14 protein-coding genes are annotated in these 16949 nt (G+C 71.2%); 11 read left to right on the top strand and 3 right to left on the bottom strand.

The window, feature by feature from the left end:
- Positions 1-5 precede the first annotated feature (5 nt).
- Entirely contained in the window at positions 6-881 is an 876-nt protein-coding gene (tesB, locus tag AAT21_RS01020; protein ID WP_046774824.1) for an acyl-CoA thioesterase II, read from the top strand.
- 19 nt (positions 882-900) lie between these two features.
- Here the strand turns inward: tesB and AAT21_RS01015 are convergent, their stop codons facing one another.
- The 3 genes from AAT21_RS01015 to AAT21_RS01005 form a co-directional block, all read right to left on the bottom strand.
- The gene (locus tag AAT21_RS01015; protein WP_327152708.1) at positions 901-1641 is read right to left on the bottom strand and encodes a DUF4253 domain-containing protein; all 741 of its coding nucleotides are present in this window, start codon (positions 1639-1641) and stop codon (positions 901-903) included.
- 362 nt (positions 1642-2003) lie between these two features.
- Positions 2004-2825 (bottom strand): phosphatase, encoded by an 822-nt coding sequence (locus AAT21_RS01010; RefSeq protein WP_046774822.1) that lies wholly within the window; start codon positions 2823-2825, stop codon positions 2004-2006.
- Between the two features lie 56 nt (positions 2826-2881).
- Entirely contained in the window at positions 2882-3460 is a 579-nt protein-coding gene (locus AAT21_RS01005) for an SACE_7040 family transcriptional regulator (protein WP_046774821.1), read from the bottom strand.
- A 98-nt stretch (positions 3461-3558) separates the two neighbouring features.
- Between AAT21_RS01005 and AAT21_RS01000 the strand changes: the two genes are divergently transcribed.
- From AAT21_RS01000 to AAT21_RS00955, 10 genes are all read left to right on the top strand, one after another.
- On the top strand, positions 3559-5175 hold the full coding sequence (locus tag AAT21_RS01000; RefSeq protein ID WP_046774820.1) for a carboxyl transferase domain-containing protein: 1617 nt from the start codon (positions 3559-3561) through the stop codon (positions 5173-5175).
- 26 nt (positions 5176-5201) lie between these two features.
- A complete protein-coding gene (locus AAT21_RS00995; protein WP_046774819.1) occupies positions 5202-7211 on the top strand; it encodes an acetyl/propionyl/methylcrotonyl-CoA carboxylase subunit alpha in 2010 nt (669 codons plus the stop codon).
- Between the two features lie 11 nt (positions 7212-7222).
- Positions 7223-8140 carry a hydroxymethylglutaryl-CoA lyase gene (locus AAT21_RS00990; RefSeq protein ID WP_046775496.1) on the top strand — a complete coding sequence of 306 codons (918 nt, stop codon included), beginning with the start codon at positions 7223-7225 and terminating at the stop codon, positions 8138-8140.
- 7 nt (positions 8141-8147) lie between these two features.
- Positions 8148-9308 (top strand): acyl-CoA dehydrogenase family protein, encoded by a 1161-nt coding sequence (locus tag AAT21_RS00985; RefSeq protein WP_046774818.1) that lies wholly within the window; start codon positions 8148-8150, stop codon positions 9306-9308.
- Between the two features lie 149 nt (positions 9309-9457).
- Positions 9458-10498: an ABC transporter substrate-binding protein gene (locus AAT21_RS00980; RefSeq protein WP_046774817.1), complete on the top strand. Its 1041-nt coding sequence runs from the start codon at positions 9458-9460 to the stop codon at positions 10496-10498.
- Positions 10499-10639: 141 nt separating this feature from the next.
- Complete coding sequence (locus tag AAT21_RS00975) at positions 10640-11539, top strand: siderophore-interacting protein (protein WP_046774816.1); 900 nt, start codon at positions 10640-10642, stop codon at positions 11537-11539.
- 160 nt (positions 11540-11699) lie between these two features.
- Positions 11700-13190 carry a pyridoxal phosphate-dependent decarboxylase family protein gene (locus tag AAT21_RS00970; RefSeq protein WP_046774815.1) on the top strand — a complete coding sequence of 497 codons (1491 nt, stop codon included), beginning with the start codon at positions 11700-11702 and terminating at the stop codon, positions 13188-13190.
- Entirely contained in the window at positions 13174-14475 is a 1302-nt protein-coding gene (locus AAT21_RS00965) for a lysine N(6)-hydroxylase/L-ornithine N(5)-oxygenase family protein (RefSeq protein WP_046774814.1), read from the top strand. The genes AAT21_RS00970 and AAT21_RS00965 overlap by 17 nt, the downstream gene beginning before the upstream one ends.
- A complete protein-coding gene (locus AAT21_RS00960; protein WP_046774813.1) occupies positions 14472-15059 on the top strand; it encodes a GNAT family N-acetyltransferase in 588 nt (195 codons plus the stop codon). Before AAT21_RS00965 ends, AAT21_RS00960 begins: the two co-directional genes overlap by 4 nt.
- On the top strand, positions 15056-16837 hold the full coding sequence (locus AAT21_RS00955; RefSeq protein ID WP_046774812.1) for an IucA/IucC family protein: 1782 nt from the start codon (positions 15056-15058) through the stop codon (positions 16835-16837). Before AAT21_RS00960 ends, AAT21_RS00955 begins: the two co-directional genes overlap by 4 nt.
- Positions 16838-16949: the final 112 nt, after the last annotated feature.

Raw genomic sequence — 16949 nt, 5'->3', positions numbered from 1 at the left:
TCCCCTTGAACGAGGCACTGACGGATCTCCTCGATCTGCTCGACCTGGAGCAGATCGAGGAGAACATCTTCCGCGGGACCAGCCGCACCTCCCTGGTGCCGCGCGTGTTCGGCGGCCAGGTGGCCGCGCAGGCCCTGGTCGCCGCCGGGCGCACGGTGCCCGCGGACCGTCTGCCGCACTCGCTGCACTCGTACTTCCTGCGGACCGGCGACTCCGGCGCGCCGATCGTCTACTCCGTGGACCGGATTCGCGACGGGCGCTCCTTCACCACCCGGCGCGTGGTCGCCGTCCAGCACGGGCAGCCGATCTTCCACCTCTCCGCGTCCTTCCAGACGTACGAGGAGGGGCTGGAGCACCAGGTCCCGATGCCGGCCGCCCCGGACCCCGAGTCCCTGCCGACGGCCCTCCAGGCACTGCCCCCGTACCGCGAGATCTTCCGCGACCCCGGCACCGTCGAGCGGCTGCTGGAAGCACGCGGCGCGGTGGACCTGCGGTACGCGACCACCCCGCCCTGGGGCACGGTCGGCGAACCGCTGGAGCCGCGCTCGCAGGTCTGGTTCCGCACGCAGGGCAAGCTCGCGGACGACCCGCTGCTGCACACCTGCCTGGCCACCTACGTCTCCGACATGACCCTGCTCGACGCGGTCCTGCTCGCGCACGGACGCGGCGGCTGGGCGGTCGGCGACGTGGTCGGCGCCTCACTGGACCACGCGATGTGGTTCCACCGGCCCTTCCGGGCGGACGAATGGCTGCTGTACGACCAGGAGTCCCCCTCGGCCCACGGCGGCCGGGGCCTCGGCCAGGCCCGCATCTACACCCAGGACGGCCGCCTGGCGATCACGGTCATCCAGGAGGGCGTGGTCCGCATCCCGCGCGCCTGACCGCGCGGGGCCGGATCGCTCAGTCCCACCAGAACGACCAGTGGCCGCTGCCGGTGACGGCCTCTTCGGCGTAGGACCGGATGCTGCCGGAGCCCTGCCAGATGTTGTCGGGCGAGAGGGCGAAGTGCTCCGCCGCGACGGGCAGGGCCAGGGCGGTCGTGGGCGGCGGGAGCGCCACCGACAGATGGAGCTCGTCGAATCCGAGGGCGACGAGCCGGGCGCCGAAGCGGTCCTCCCAGGACCGGAGTACCACGCTGATCAGGGCGGTGTCGTTCTCGTAGTTGGCCGGCCCGCCCCAGCCCAGCGCGGTGGGTACATCGGCTCCGCGGTGGGAGGGGACCAGCGCGAGCCGGGGGGCCGGCAGCCATCCGCGCTCGATGAGCTCGTCCGCCAGCTCGCAGGCCGCGACCTCAGGATCCGGGGCGTCCGGATCCGAGGTGTCCGGATCCACGGCGTCCGGACCGGCCGACTGGCCGGCCACCGCGAGCCCGGGCCAGTCCCTGCCGAACGGCGCGATGATCTCCTCACCTTCCTCCCCCTCCTCGGGGTCGGGAACCACCCTGCTCCAGAACTCGCGCAGTACGGGCTCGACGTGGTGGTCGTCCGGGTCGGACATCCGCTCCGGCGCGAACTCCCTCTCCTGCCACCAGCGTTCCAGCCCGGGGCGGTCCTGCAACAGCACCGCCTGCAGCCCGGCGTCCGCGAGTTGCGGGCTGCGGTGTGCGGCGAGCACGCCCACGCCCACCGCGTCGTCGGACACCCACACCAGTGGCTCGGGGGCCTTCCCCCACCGGCGGCGCCCCGATCTCGGGACGACTCCGCCAGGCGGCAAGTCCAGCCCGAGGGAACGCCCTTGGGGATCATCGGCCAGTATGCACAGCGGATCGCGCCGCTTCGGAGGCTTCGCCATGCGGCGACGGTAACCGCGTCCACTGACAGCGGACGCGGCCGTCCGCGCCGACGGCCGTACCCCGCTTCGGGGTTCCCGGGCCTGACCGCCGGTCTGGCATGGAGCGTCAGGGTCGGGGAAGGGGCCGGTAGCAGGCGACGGCGGGAACGGCCGGCGGGACCCCGGGCCGGTGGACACGGCCGGGGCTTTCCGCCGTCTGCGCGGCTGCGCCGTCAGAGCAGGCCCGCCGCGTGCAGCAGGTAGTCCACCATCGGGTCGTAGAAGCGCGGGTCGCGGACGTGGTCGTCCAGGGGGACCGCGACCTGGAGGGTGCCCTCGGCCTCGCCGAGGAAGAGGGCCGGGTCGTTGCAGTCCGCGTAGCCGACCGCGTCCAGGCCGCGCTGGGCCGCGCAGCCCGCCCAGCCGTGGTCGGCGACGACCAGGTCCGGCTGCGGGCGGCCCTCGGCCGCGAGCGCGTCCAGGATCGCGGCCATCGGCGCCGGCGAATGCGTGTGCCACAGGGTCGCGCCCCGCTCCAGCACCGCGACGTCCGCGAACTGCCACACCGAGCCCTCGTCCGCCACCAGGCCCTGCGGGATCACCACGATCTCGCAGCCCGCGGCGCGCAGGGCCGCCGCCGTCGCGCGGTGGACGTCCAGCAGGCCGCCCGGGTGGCCGGTCGCGAACAGCACGCGCTGCCGGTCGGCCGCCGCCTTGCGCAGCCGGGCCGCCAGCCGGTCCAGGCCGGCCACGGTCAGCTCGGGGTCGATGGTGTCCTGGCCGTGGCGGACCTCCGGGTCGTCCACGACGCCGCAGCGCTCCGCCATCACGGCGAGCACGTCCTGCTCGTCGGCCCAGCGGTCGCCCAGTTCCAGGCCGAGCCAGTAGTGCCGGTCGCCGTTGGCGAGCTTGCGGTAGTGGGAGAGGTTGTTCTCGCGCGGCGTCGCGACCTGCCCCGCGATCCGCGTGCGGACCAGATGGTCGATGAGCTCGGCGCGGCTCGGCGCTTCAACAGATCGGTCGGACGTCTCTATCGGCTTCGGCATACGGGCCATTCTGCCGCCGCCGGGGCGGAGGCGGCGCGTCCATTCCGGTCGGCGGACGCCCCGGGTCACGCCGACAGCGCCCCGAAGGCCCCGTGCGCGAGCCTGCGCAGCAGCGATTCGGTGGCCTCGCGGCCGAGGGCGCCCAGGTGCGGGGTGGAGTTGAGCAGGCCGAAGACCGCGTGCACGGCGACCCGCACCTCCGCCTCGCCGACCTCGGGATGCAGCTCCCGTACGACCTCCACCCACAGCTCCACGTACTGCCGCTGAAGCTGCCGCACGAGCTTGCGGTCGGCCTCCCGCAGCCGGTCGAGCTCGCGGTCGTGCAGGGTGATCAGCGCCCGGTCGTCGAGGGCGAAGTCGATGTGGCCGTCGATGAGGGAGGACAGGACCCGGCACGGGTCACCCGCCGCCTCCGCGACCCGGTGGCGGCCGCCGGTGAGCAGCCGTTCGCTGATGCCGACGAGCAGCTCGGCGAGCATGGCGTCCTTGCCCGCGAAGTGCCGGTACAGGCCGGGGCCGCTGATGCCCACGGCGGCCCCTATCTCGTCCACGCCGACGCCGTGGAACCCGCGCGCGGCGAAGAGGCGGGCGGCCTCGCTGAGGATCTGCTCGCGTCGGGTGGGGGCGGCCGCTCTGATGCTCATGGGAAACCATTCTAGACAGGGCCGTTAGCGGTCGTTAACCTGAGCTCACGAGCGTTAACGCTCATTAACCGCCTGGAACGAGCAAGGGAGCTCGACCGATGCAGCAGGCACCAGTGCTGACGAGCGCCGCGGACCCGGCGTCCGAGGCCTGGCGGACCAACGAGGCCGCCCACCGCGAGCTGACCGAGGGCCTGCGCGCCCGGCTCGACGCGGCCCGGCTCGGCGGCGGCGAGAAGGCCCGCGCCCGCCACACCGCCCGCGGGAAGCTCCTCCCGCGCGACCGCGTGGACGCCCTCCTCGACCCGGGCTCCCCGTTCCTGGAGCTGGCCCCGCTGGCCGCCGAGGGGATGTACGGGGGCGCCGCGCCCGCCGCCGGGGTCATCGCGGGCATCGGCCGGGTCAGCGGCCGCGAGTGCGTGATCGTCGCGAACGACGCCACCGTCAAGGGCGGCACGTACTACCCGATGACCGTCAAGAAGCACCTGCGCGCCCAGGAAGTGGCCCTGGAGAATCGTCTCCCCTGCCTCTACCTGGTCGACTCCGGCGGCGCCTTCCTGCCCATGCAGGACGAGGTCTTCCCCGACCGGGAGCACTTCGGCCGCATCTTCTACAACCAGGCCCGCATGTCGGGCGCCGGCATCCCGCAGATCGCCGCCGTCCTCGGCTCCTGCACCGCGGGCGGGGCGTACGTCCCGGCGATGAGCGACGAGGCCGTCATCGTCCGCAACCAGGGCACGATCTTCCTCGGCGGCCCGCCGCTGGTGAAGGCCGCCACGGGTGAGGTCGTCACCGCCGAGGAGCTCGGCGGCGGCGAGGTCCACTCCCGCGTCTCCGGTGTGACCGACCACCTCGCGGAGGACGACGCGCACGCGCTGCGGATCGTACGGAACATCGTGGCGACCCTGCCCGACCGCGGGGACCTGCCCTGGTCGGTCGAGGCCCCGGAGGAGCCGAAGGTGGACCCGGCCGGGCTGTACGGCGCGGTCCCCGTCGACTCCCGCACCCCCTACGACGCCCGCGAGATCATCGCGCGGGTCGTGGACGGCTCCCGCTTCCAGGAGTTCAAGTCCGAGTTCGGCCAGACGCTGGTCACCGGTTTCGCCCGGATCCACGGCCACCCGGTCGGGATCATCGCGAACAACGGCATCCTGTTCGCCGAGTCCGCCCAGAAGGGCGCGCACTTCATCGAGCTGTGCGACCAGCGCGGCATCCCGCTGCTCTTCCTCCAGAACATCTCGGGCTTCATGGTCGGCCGCGACTACGAGGCCGGCGGCATCGCCAAGCACGGCGCCAAGATGGTGACGGCCGTGGCCTGCGCCCGGGTGCCGAAGCTGACGGTGGTGGTCGGCGGCTCGTACGGCGCCGGCAACTACTCGATGTGCGGCCGGGCCTACTCGCCCCGCTTCCTGTGGATGTGGCCCAACGCCAAGATCTCGGTGATGGGCGGCGAGCAGGCGGCCTCGGTCCTCGCGACGGTCAAGCGCGACCAGATCGAGGGCGCCGGCCAGGAGTGGCCGGCCGAGGACGAGGAGGCCTTCAAGGCCCCGGTCCGCGCCCAGTACGAGGAGCAGGGCAACGCCTACTACGCCACGGCGCGGCTGTGGGACGACGGGGTCATCGACCCCATGGAGACCCGGCAGGTGCTGGGACTGGCCCTGACCGCGTGCGCGAACGCCCCGCTGGGCGACTCGGGCTTCGGCATCTTCCGTATGTGACGTGATGTGACGTGAGGACCTCACTGATGTTCAGCACTGTTCTGGTCGCGAACCGCGGCGAGATCGCGGTCCGGGTCATCCGCACCCTGCGGGAGCTCGGTATCCGCTCCGTGGCCGTCTTCAGCGACGCCGACGCCGACGCCCGCCACGTACGGGAGGCCGACACGGCCGTCCGGATCGGGCCGGCGGCGGCCGCGGAGAGCTACCTGTCGGTGGAGCGGCTGCTCGATGCCGCGAAGCGGACGGGCGCCGAGGCCGTGCACCCCGGCTACGGCTTCCTGGCGGAGAACGCCGCCTTCGCGCAGGCCTGCACCGAGGCCGGGCTGGCCTTCATCGGGCCGCCCGCCTCCGCGATCTCGCTGATGGGCGACAAGATCCGCGCCAAGGAGACGGTGAAGGCGGCGGGGGTGCCCGTCGTCCCCGGCTCCTCCGGCAGCGGCCTGACCGACGCCGAACTGGTCGCGGCCGCCTCGGAGATCGGCATGCCGGTGCTGCTGAAGCCCTCGGCGGGCGGCGGCGGCAAGGGCATGCGGCTCGTACGGGACGAGGCGGTGCTGGCCGAGGAGATCGCGGCAGCCCGCCGCGAGGCCCGTTCCTCGTTCGGCGATGACACGCTGCTGGTCGAGCGGTGGGTGGACCGGCCCCGGCACATCGAGATCCAGGTGCTGGCGGACGCCCACGGCAACGTGGTCCACCTGGGCGAGCGCGAGTGCTCGCTGCAGCGCCGCCACCAGAAGGTCATCGAGGAGGCGCCCTCGGTCCTGCTCGACGAGAAGACCCGGGCGGCGATGGGCGCGGCGGCCGTCGACGCGGCCCGCTCCTGCGGGTACGTCGGCGCGGGCACGGTGGAGTTCATCGTCCCGGGCGGGGACCCGTCCTCCTATTACTTCATGGAGATGAACACCCGTCTCCAGGTCGAGCACCCGGTGACGGAGCTGATCACCGGCCTGGACCTGGTGGAGCTCCAGCTGCGGGTCGCCTCCGGCGAGGCCCTGCCCGTCACCCAGGACGACATCCGGCTGACCGGGCACGCCATCGAGGCCCGCGTCTGCGCGGAGGACCCGGCGCGCGGCTTCCTGCCGTCCGGCGGTACGGTCCTGGCCCTGTCCGAGCCGTCGGGCGGTGCGGTCCGCACGGACTCGGGCCTGACCGCGGGCGTGCCGGTGGGGTCGACGTACGACCCGATGCTGTCGAAGGTCATCGTGCACGGGCCGGACCGCCCGGCCGCCCTGCGCATGCTGCGGGCGGCGCTGGCCGACACGGTGATCCTGGGCGTCCAGACGAACGCCGGCTTCCTGCGGCGGCTGCTGGCCCACCCGGACGTGGTGTCGGGCGACCTCGACACCGGCCTGGTCGAGCGCGACCTCCCGTCCCTCCTGCCGGAGGGGGTCCCGGGCGAGGTGTACGCGGCTGCCGCGCTGCTGGAGGGCGCCGCCCCGGAGCCGCGCGCGACGGGGTGGGTCGACCCGTTCGACGCCGCCGACGGCTGGCGCCTCGGCGGCACCCCCGCCTGGACGGTCCACCACTTCCGCCTCCCGGGCCAGGACCCGGTGGAGGTCCGTACCCGGCAGGTGGGCGCCGAGCAGGACATCCTGCTGGACGCGGTCGACAGCGGCGCCGCACCGGCGCGCGCCCGGATCGTCAGCCGCACCCCCGACACGGTCACCCTCGAACTCGACGGCCTCACCCACCGCTTCACCCACGCCGCCTCCCCGGAGGGGACCTGGCTCGGGCGCGACGCCGACTCCTGGCACGTCCAGCGCCACGATCCGGTGTCCGCCCACGGCACGGCGAGCGCAGGGGCGGACACCCTCGCCGCCCCCATGCCCGGCACCGTCACCGTCGTCAAGGTCGCCGTCGGGGACAAGGTGTCGGCCGGTCAGAGCCTGCTGGTCGTCGAGGCGATGAAGATGGAGCACGTCATCTCCGCCCCGCACGCCGGCACGGTCACCGAGCTGGACGTCTCGCCCGGCACCACCGTGGCCATGGACCAGGTCCTGGCCGTCGTCACGGCGGACGAGGAGGAGGGCGCGTGATCGGCCTGCCCATGACCGTCCCGGCCCCCGGCCTGCCGGCCCGGGTCCGCATCCACGAGGTCGGCGCCCGCGACGGCCTGCAGAACGAGAAGTCGGCCGTCCCCACGGAGGTCAAGGCGGAGTTCGTCCGCCGCCTGGCCGGCGCGGGACTGACCACCATCGAGGCGACCAGCTTCGTGCACCCCAAGTGGGTGCCCCAGCTGGCCGATGCCGAGCAGCTCTTCCCGCTGCTCGCCGACGTGGACGCCGCCCTGCCCGTCCTGGTGCCCAACGAGCGCGGCCTCGACCGCGCGCTCGCCCTCGGGGCCACCCGTATCGCCGTGTTCGGCTCGGCCACGGAGACCTTCGCCTCCCGCAACCTCAACCGCACCGTCGCCGAGTCCCTCGCGATGTTCGAGCCGGTCGTGGCGCGCGCCAGGGAGGGCGGGGCGCACGTGCGCGGCTACCTGTCCATGTGCTTCGGCGATCCCTGGGAGGGCGCCGTCCCCGTCCACCAGGTCGTCTCCGTGGCCAAGGCCCTGCTCGACCTCGGCTGCGACGAGCTGAGCCTCGGCGACACGATCGGCGTGGCCACCCCGGGCCATGTCCAGGCACTGCTCTCCGCGCTGAACGAGGCCGGTGTGACCACCGACCGCATCGGCGTGCACTTCCACGACACCTACGGCCAGGCCCTGTCCAACACCCTCGCCGCGCTCCAGCACGGCGTGACCACCGTCGACGCCTCCGCGGGCGGCCTCGGCGGGTGCCCGTACGCGAAGAGCGCCACCGGCAACCTCGCGACCGAGGACCTGGTGTGGATGCTCGACGGTCTCGGCATCGAGACCGGGGTCGATCTGGCCGCCCTCACCGCCACGAGCGTGTGGATGGCCGAACAGCTGGGGCGCCCCAGCCCCTCCCGTACCGTCCGCGCCCTCTCCCACAAGGAGTAGTCACACCATGTCCCTCGACCACCGGCTCACCCCTGAGCACGAGGAACTCCGCCGCACTGTCGAGGCGTTCGCCCACGACGTCGTCGCCCCGAAGATCGGCGACCTGTACGAGCGGCACGAGTTCCCCTACGAGATCGTCGCCGAGATGGGCCGTATGGGCCTGTTCGGCCTGCCCTTCCCGGAGGAGTACGGCGGCATGGGCGGGGACTACCTCGCCCTGGGCATCGCCCTGGAGGAGCTTGCCCGCGTCGACTCCTCGGTCGCCATCACCCTGGAGGCCGGGGTCTCCCTGGGCGCCATGCCCCTGTACCTCTTCGGCACCGAGGAGCAGAAGCGCCAGTGGCTGCCGAAGCTGTGCTCCGGCGAGGTGCTGGGCGCCTTCGGTCTGACGGAGCCCGGCGCGGGCTCGGACGCCGGCGGCACCCGCACGACCGCCGTCAAGGACGGCGACGAGTGGGTCATCAACGGCTCGAAGTGCTTCATCACCAACTCCGGTACGGACATCACCGGTCTGGTCACGGTCACGGCCGTGACGGGCCGTAAGGCGGACGGCCGCCCGGAGATCTCCTCGATCATCGTCCCGTCCGGCACCCCTGGCTTCACGGTGGCCGCCCCCTACTCCAAGGTGGGCTGGAACTCCTCCGACACCCGTGAGCTCTCCTTCGACGGCGTGCGGGTCCCGCTCGCCAACCTGGTGGGCGAGGAGGGCCGCGGCTACGCGCAGTTCCTGCGGATCCTCGACGAGGGCCGGATCGCCATCTCCGCGCTCGCCACGGGCCTCGCGCAGGGCTGTGTGGACGAGTCGGTGAAGTACGCCAGGGAGCGGCACGCCTTCGGCAAGGCGATCGGCGACAACCAGGCCATCCAGTTCAAGCTGGCCGACATGGAGATGCGCGCCCACATGGCGCGCATCGGCTGGCGCGACGCGGCCTCCCGGCTGGTGGCCGGCGAGCCGTTCAAGAAGGAGGCGGCGATCGCGAAGCTGTACTCCTCGACGGTGGCCGTGGACAACGCCCGTGACGCGACGCAGATCCACGGCGGCTACGGCTTCATGAACGAGTACCCGGTGGCCCGCATGTGGCGGGACTCCAAGATCCTGGAGATCGGCGAGGGCACCAGCGAGGTCCAGCGCATGCTGATCGCCCGCGAGTTGGGCTTCCCCGGCTGACGCACGGTCCCGTGCGTGCGCGGGATGAGGTGAGGGAGGCCCAAAAAAACTTAGGGCCCCCTTACCGATTTCGGCCAAGGTTAGGCTAACCTTCCCCACGAACGGCACGCTGGTGGCCGCCCCGGTACGCACGAAATCGGACATCGATTATGCCCAAGTCCCGCAGCTTCTCCTTCACCCGTCGCGGCTTCATCGCCGCGGGCGGTGCCCTCGGCCTCGTCGCCACGCTCGCCGCGTGCGGCGGCTCCGACTCGGCGAAGGGTGACGGCGACAAGGGCAGCACCGCCGCCGCGTCTTCCGGTGCCTGGACCTTCAAGGACGACCTCGGCAAGGACGTCAGCGCCAAGTCCACGCCGAAGAACATCGTCGCGTTCACCGGCACCGCCGCCGCGCTGCACGACTACGGCGTCTCGGTCAAGGGCGTCTTCGGCCCGACCAGGACCGCCGACGGCAAGCCCGACGTCCAGGCCGGTTCGATGGACATCTCCAAGGTCGAGATCCTCGGCAACGTCTACGACGAGTTCAACGTCGAGAAGTACGCGGCCCTCCAGCCCGACCTGCTCGTCACCAACACCTGGGACGGCTCGTACTGGTACGTGCCCGAGGCCTCCAAGGACAAGATCCTGAAGCTGGCCCCGCACGCCGCGATCGGCGTCGGCGGCAACGTCTCGATGGACAAGGCCCTGGAGCGCACGGCGGACCTCGCCAAGTCCCTGGGCGCCGACATGAACGCCAAGGCCGCCGTCGACGGCAAGGCCCGCTTCGAGGCCGCGGCCGCCAAGGTCCGCGAGGCCACCAAGGCCAACCCGGGCATCAAGGTCCTGGCCGGATCCGGCTCCGCCGACCTGTTCTACGCCTCCACCGCGGACACCTCGGCCGACCTGAAGTACTTCAAGTCCCTGGGCGTCGAGTTCATCACCCCCGAGAAGCTCGACGAGGGCGGCTTCTTCGAGAGCCTGAGCTGGGAGAACGCCGGCAAGTACAAGGCCGACCTGATCCTGCTCGACAACCGCACCGGCACCCTGCAGCCGGAGGAGCTGAAGGCCAAGGCCACCTGGGCCGAGATGCCCGCCGTGAAGGCCGGCCAGATCGCCCCGCGCACCACCGAGCCGATCTTCTCGTACGACAAGTGCGCCCAGATCCTCGAAGACCTCGCCAAGGCCGTGCAGAACGCCAAGAAGGTCGCCTGACCCATGCGCGGCGCCCGGTGACCCCGGGCGCCCGCCGCCAGGGCGTGTCCGCACGGACACGCCCTGGGCACGTCTTGAGGCCGTACCGACGTGAGGCCGTACCGACGTGAGGCCGTACCGACTTCCAGGGGGGACTTCCGCATGACCGTCACCGAGTCCGGCAGCCCGGCCGTGGCACACTTCCGCTTCTTCGCGCTCGAAGTGCTCCGCACCCGCCGCCTGGGCCACTCGTTCCTGCGGGTCACGTTCGGCGGGGAGTCCCTCGCGGACTTCCGTTCGGGCGGCTTCGACCAGAGCCTGTCGCTCTTCCTGCCGCCGTCCGGCGTGGAGCACACCGTGCTCCCGTCCACCGACGAGGACACCTGGTTCGCCGCCTGGCGCGGCATGCCGGACGAGGAGCGGCCGGTCATGCGCTCCTACACCGTGCGCGAGCAGCGCCGTGACGAGGCGGGCGCGGTCGAGGTCGACATCGACTTCGTCCTCCACGGGGACTCCTCCCCCGCCTCCCACTGGGCCGGTCGCGCGCGCGCCGGCCGCCGGATCCTCGCGATCGGCCCGGCCGTCGCCGAGAACAAGTCCGTACGCTTCCAGGCCCCGGCCGAAGCCGACGCCGTCTGGATGTACGCGGACGAGACCGCCCTGCCGGCCGCGGCCGCGATCCTGGAGCGGCTGCCCGCGGGCATGCGGGTACGGGCCTGGTTCGAGGTCCCGCACGAGGACGACCGCCTCGAACCGGGCACGCCCGCCGACGCGGACATCACCTGGATCGTGCGCGAGGGCGACGGCCGGGAGCGGACCGGGCAGGTGCTGGACGCGCTGCGCTCGGCGCCGCCGTCGGACGCCGAGGCCCCCTACGTGTGGCTGGCCGGCGAGGCCGGCACCGTTCGCGCGGTGCGCCGCCACTTCGTGCAGGAACGATCCGTCGACCGCCGCTCGGTGCGCTTCACCGGCTACTGGAGGCTCGGCGCGAGCGAGGAGCAGCTCCTCGCCGAGGCATACGCGGGCAAGGCTCCCAGCGAGGACCCCGCCTCCGAGTTGTAGGGGTGTCCTGCCGTCAGCTCCGCTTCGCTCCACAGCAGTTCGAGATGGGCCCTGGCCACAACCGGGGCCCATCGCTATTTGGCCATTCCGCTTAGGTTAGGCTAACCTAAACATCACACGCCCCACCCTCCCCTTCTCCCCCCTGCCCGGAGGAAAGTTGATGCGCCAGCATCTGCTGAACGAGACGACCGCGGATATCTACCGCCGTTCTGTCACCGAGGGCGTCGACCGCGTCGCCGCCAAGCTCGCCACCACGGAACGGCCCCACACCGGCATATCCGTCGACGAACTCGCTCCGGTCATCGACGGGATCGACCTCGACACCCCGCTCGGCGACTCCTCCGCCGCGCTCGCCGAGCTGGAGGACGTCTACCTCCGCGACGCCGTCTACTTCCACCACCCGCGCTACCTGGGCCACCTCAACTGCCCGGTCGTCATCCCCGCGGTGGTCGGCGAGGCCGTCATGGCCGCCGTCAACTCCTCCCTCGACACCTGGGACCAGTCCATCGGCGGCACGCTCATCGAGCGCCGCCTCATCGACTGGACCACCCGCCGCATCGGCCTCGGGGAGAAGGCGGACGGCATCTTCACCTCCGGTGGCAGCCAGTCCAACTTCCACGCCCTGCTGCTGGCCCGCGACGAGGCCTGCCGCACCGTCATGAAGCGTGCCATGGACGCCGGGATCGGCCTGACCAAGGCCGAACTCCTGCCGAAGCTGCGCATCTTCACCTCCGAGGCCAGTCACTTCAGCGTGCAGAAGTCCGCCGCCATGCTGGGTCTGGGCTACGAGGCCGTCATCTCCGTACCCGTCGACCGCAACCGCCGCATGGACACCTCCGTCCTCGCGCTGGAGCTGGAGGAGTGCGCCGCCGAGGGCCTCTTCCCCATGGCCGTCGTCGCCACCGCCGGCACCACCGACTTCGGGTCCATCGACCCGCTCCCCGAGATCGCCCGCCTGACCGCCGAGCACTCCGCGTGGATGCACGTGGACGCCGCCTACGGCTGCGGACTGCTGGTCTCCCCCACCCGCCGGCACCTCCTCGACGGCATCGAGCACGCCGACTCGGTCACGGTCGACTACCACAAGTCGTTCTTCCAGCCCGTCAGCTCCAGCGCGATGCTGGTCCGCGACCGCGACACCCTCAAGCACGCCACGTACCACGCGGACTACCTCAACCCGCGGCGCATGGCCGAGGAGCGCATCCCCAACCAGGTCGACAAGTCCATCCAGACCACGCGCCGCTTCGACGCCCTCAAGCTCTGGATGACGCTGCGCATCATGGGCGCCGACGGCATCGGCTCGCTCTTCGACGAGGTCATCGACCTCGCCGCCGCCGGCTACGACCTCATCACGGCCGATCCGCGCTTCGAGGTCGTCGTCGCACCGCAGATCTCCACCCTCGTCTTCCGCTTCCTGCCCGGCGAGGACGTTCCGGCGGAACTCCTCGACGAGGCCCAGCTCCACGCCCGCAAGGCGCTCTTCGCCTCCGGCGAGGCCGTCGTCGCCGGCACCAAGGTGGACGGGAAGCAGTACCTGAAGTTCACCCTCCTCAACCCGCAGACCACGACGGCCGACATCACCGCCGTCCTCGACCTCCTCGCCGCACACGCCGAGCAGTTCCTGGGAGAATCCCTTGCCGTCCACCACTGAGCCCCACGACTTCATCGGCATCGGCCTCGGTCCCTTCAACCTGGGACTGGCCTGCCTGACTGCGCCGATCGACGAGCTGAACGGCCTGTTCATCGAGTCGAAGCCGCACTTCGAGTGGCACGCGGGGATGTTCCTGGACGGCGCGCACCTCCAGACGCCCTTCATGTCGGACCTGGTCACCCTCGCCGACCCGACGTCGCCCTTCTCCTTCCTGAACTACCTCAAGGACCAGGACCGGCTGTACTCCTTCTACATCCGGGAGAACTTCTACCCGCTGCGCGCCGAGTACAACGACTACTGCCGCTGGGCCGCCGACCGCCTCGACAACGTCCTGTACTCCACCTCCGTCACCGAGGTCACCTACGACGAGGCCGCCGCCCTCTACGAGGTCCGCACCGACCAGGGCGAGACCCACCGCGCCCGCCGCCTCGTCCTGGGCACCGGCACCACGCCGTACGTCCCGGAGGCCTGCGCCGGCCTCGGCGGCGACTTCCTGCACAACGCCGCCTACATGCCCCACAAGGCGGAGCTGCAGAAGAAGAAGTCCATCACCCTGATCGGCTCCGGCCAGAGCGCCGCGGAGATCTACTACGACCTCCTCGCCGAGATCGACGTGTACGGCTACCAGCTCAACTGGGTCACGCGCTCCCCGCGCTTCTTCCCGCTGGAGTACACCAAGCTGACGCTGGAGATGACCTCCCCCGAGTACGTGGACTACTTCCACGCCCTCCCCGAGGACACCCGCTACCGGCTGGAGACCCAGCAGAAGAACCTCTTCAAGGGCATCGACGGCGACCTGATCAACGCCATCTTCGACCTGCTCTACCAGAAGAAGATCACCATGCCGGGCGCCGTGCCCACGACCCTGCTGACCAACACCTCGCTGAACAGCGCGGCGTACGACACCACCACGGGCAGCTACACCCTGGGGCTGCGCCAGGAGGAGCAGGAGCGGGACTTCTCCCTCAGCACCGAGGGCCTGGTCCTGGCCACCGGCTACAAGTACCGCACGCCGGACTTCCTGAACCCGGTGCAGGGCCGCCTGAACTTCGACGGCCGCGGCCGCCTCGACGCCGCCCGCAACTACAGCGTCGACACCACGGGCCGCGAGGTGTACCTCCAGAACGGCACCACCCACAACCACTCCCTGACCTCCCCCGACCTGGGCATGGCCGCGTACCGCAACGCGTACATCGTCGGTGAGCTGCTCGGCCGCGAGTACTACAAGGTCGAGAAGTCCATCGCGTTCCAGCAGTTCGCCGCCCCGGAAGGCACCCACGCATGAGCACCACCGACACCCTCTACTCCCGGACCGACTCCGTCCTGGGGGACTTCGCGATCCGCCCGCTGGACCCCTTCGCCGACGCGGAGCTGCTCCACGGCTGGGTCACGCACCCCAAGGCCTCGTTCTGGATGATGCAGGACGCCTCGCTGCCGGACGTCGAGCGCGAGTACATGCGCATCACGGCCCACGAGCACCACCAGGCCTACATCGGCCTGCACGAGGGCCGCCCGGCCTTCCTGATGGAGACCTACGACCCGAGCCGGATGGAACTGGCCGGCCTGTACGACGCCCAGCCCGGCGACGTCGGCATGCATTTCCTCGTCGCGCCCAGCGACCGGCCCCTGCACGGCTTCACCCGCGCGGTCATCACGACCGTCATGGCCGCGATCTTCGCCGACCCGGCCACCGTGCGCGTCGTCGTCGAGCCGGACGTCGCCAACACCGCCGTGCACGCCCTGAACGCGGTCGTCGGCTTCGTACCGGAGGGCCAGGTGACCAAGCCGGAGAAGGAAGCCCTGCTGAGCTTCTGCACCCGCGCGCAGTTCGAGGCCGCCACCGGCATCACCCAGGAGGTGTCGATATGAGCCTCACCGACGCCGTCTCCCACCTCTCCCCCGAGCTGTGGGCCCGCGCCAACCGCGCCCTGGTCCGCAAGGCCCTCGCCGAGTTCGCACACGAGCGCCTGCTGGCCCCCGCCCCCCTCGGCGGCGACCGCTACTCGGTCGTCTCCGACGACGGCGCGGTGGAGTACCACTTCGACGCCGCCCGGCAGGTCCTGGACCACTGGTCGGTGGACGAGGCCAGCATCACCCGGCTGCGGGACGGCGCGTCCCTGCCGCTGGACGCCCTCGACTTCCACATCGAGTTCCAGCAGACCCTGGGGCTGAGCGCGGAGGTCATGCCGGTCTACCTGGAGGAGATCTCCTCCACCCTGGCGGGCTCGGCCTTCAAGTACACCAAGCCGCAGATCCCCGCCGACGTGCTGGCCAAGTCCTCCTTCCAGGACATCGAGACCGGCATGACCGAGGGTCACCCCTGCTTCGTCGCCAACAACGGCCGGCTCGGCTTCGGCGTGCACGAGTACCACGCGTACGCCCCGGAGGCCGCGAACCCGGTCCACCTGATCTGGGCCGCCGCGCACAAGGACGTCGCCACCTTCACCGCCGGCGCCGGCCTGGAGCACGACAGCTTCATGCGCGCCGAGCTCGGCGACGCCGCGGTCGAGCTGTTCGCGGCGAAGCTGCGCTCGCTGGACCTGGACCCGGCCGACTACCTGCTCTTCCCGGTCCACCCCTGGCAGTGGTGGAACAAGACCACGATCACCTTCGCCGCGGAGATCGCGGGCCGCCGGCTGGTGCTGCTCGGCGAGGGCGAGGACGCCTACCTCCCGCAGCAGTCGATCCGTACCTTCTTCAACACCACCACCCCCACCAAGCACTACGTCAAGACGGCCATCTCCGTCCTGAACATGGGCTTCATGCGGGGCCTGTCGGCCGCCTACATGGAGGCCACCCCCGCCATCAACGACTGGCTGCACCAGCTGATCGAGTCCGACGAGGTTCTTCAGTCCGTCGACTTCTCGATCATCCGCGAGCGGGCGGCGATCGGCTACCGGCACCTGCAGTACGAGCGGGCCACCGACCGCTACTCGCCGTACCGCAAGATGCTGGCGGCCCTGTGGCGCGAATCCCCCGTGAACTCCCTCGGGGACGGCGAGCGCCTGGCCACCATGGCCTCGCTCCTCCACGTGGACGCCGAAGGCAGGTCCTTTGTCGGCGCCCTCATCGAGGAGTCCGGCCTCACCCCGGCCGAGTGGCTGAAGCCCTACCTGCGCGCGTACCTGCTGCCGCTGGTGCACTGCTTCTACCAGTACGACCTCGCGTACATGCCGCACGGCGAGAACACCATCCTGGTCATCAAGGACGGCGTCGTCCAGCGTGCGATCTTCAAGGACATCGCCGAGGAGATCGTCATCATGGACGCGGACGCGGTGCTGCCGCCCGCGGTCGAGCGGATCCGGGCGGACGTCCCGGAGGACATGAAGCTGCTGTCGATCTTCACGGACGTCTTCGACTGCTTCTTCCGCTTCCTGTCCTCCATCCTCGTCTCGGAGGGCATCTGCACGGAGGAGACCTTCTGGCGGGCCGTGGCCGACTGCGCCCACGACTACCAGGAGTCCATGCCGGCCCTGGCGGAGAAGTTCGAACGCTACGACTTCTTCGCCGAGGAGTTCCAGCTGTCCTGCCTCAACCGCCTCCAGCTGCGCAACAACAAGCAGATGGTCGACCTCTCCGACCCGTCCGCCGCGCTCCAGCTGATCGGCAGCCTCAAGAACCCCGTCGCGGCCTTCGCCCGACGGTGAGACACGGGGCGGGGGAGGCGGCCGATACGGTCCCTCGGCACCTCCCCCGCGCCGACCGTGTGACGGCGTGACCGCGACGTCGAAAAGGCCCTCGTCGCGGTCACGCCTTCGC

Source organism: Streptomyces yangpuensis, from assembly GCF_001005295.1.
In the GTDB taxonomy this organism is placed as follows: domain Bacteria; phylum Actinomycetota; class Actinomycetes; order Streptomycetales; family Streptomycetaceae; genus Streptomyces; species Streptomyces yangpuensis.
This window is presented reverse-complemented; position numbering and strand designations above follow the sequence as displayed.

Bases quoted from the DNA above. Each gene is read 5' to 3' on its own strand.
- AAT21_RS01000 (WP_046774820.1), top strand. From the start codon at position 3,559: ATGCAGCAGGCACCAGTGCTGACGAGCGCCGCGGACCCGGCGTCCGAG.
- AAT21_RS00995 (WP_046774819.1), top strand. From the start codon at position 5,202: ATGTTCAGCACTGTTCTGGTCGCGAACCGCGGCGAGATCGCGGTCCGG.
- AAT21_RS00975 (WP_046774816.1), top strand. From the start codon at position 10,640: ATGACCGTCACCGAGTCCGGCAGCCCGGCCGTGGCACACTTCCGCTTC.
- AAT21_RS00970 (WP_046774815.1), top strand. From the start codon at position 11,700: ATGCGCCAGCATCTGCTGAACGAGACGACCGCGGATATCTACCGCCGT.
- AAT21_RS01005 (WP_046774821.1), bottom strand. From the start codon at position 3,460: ATGAGCATCAGAGCGGCCGCCCCCACCCGACGCGAGCAGATCCTCAGC.
- AAT21_RS00990 (WP_046775496.1), top strand. From the start codon at position 7,223: ATGACCGTCCCGGCCCCCGGCCTGCCGGCCCGGGTCCGCATCCACGAG.
- AAT21_RS00980 (WP_046774817.1), top strand. From the start codon at position 9,458: ATGCCCAAGTCCCGCAGCTTCTCCTTCACCCGTCGCGGCTTCATCGCC.
- AAT21_RS00960 (WP_046774813.1), top strand. From the start codon at position 14,472: ATGAGCACCACCGACACCCTCTACTCCCGGACCGACTCCGTCCTGGGG.
- AAT21_RS00985 (WP_046774818.1), top strand. From the start codon at position 8,148: ATGTCCCTCGACCACCGGCTCACCCCTGAGCACGAGGAACTCCGCCGC.
- AAT21_RS00955 (WP_046774812.1), top strand. From the start codon at position 15,056: ATGAGCCTCACCGACGCCGTCTCCCACCTCTCCCCCGAGCTGTGGGCC.
- AAT21_RS01010 (WP_046774822.1), bottom strand. From the start codon at position 2,825: ATGGCCCGTATGCCGAAGCCGATAGAGACGTCCGACCGATCTGTTGAA.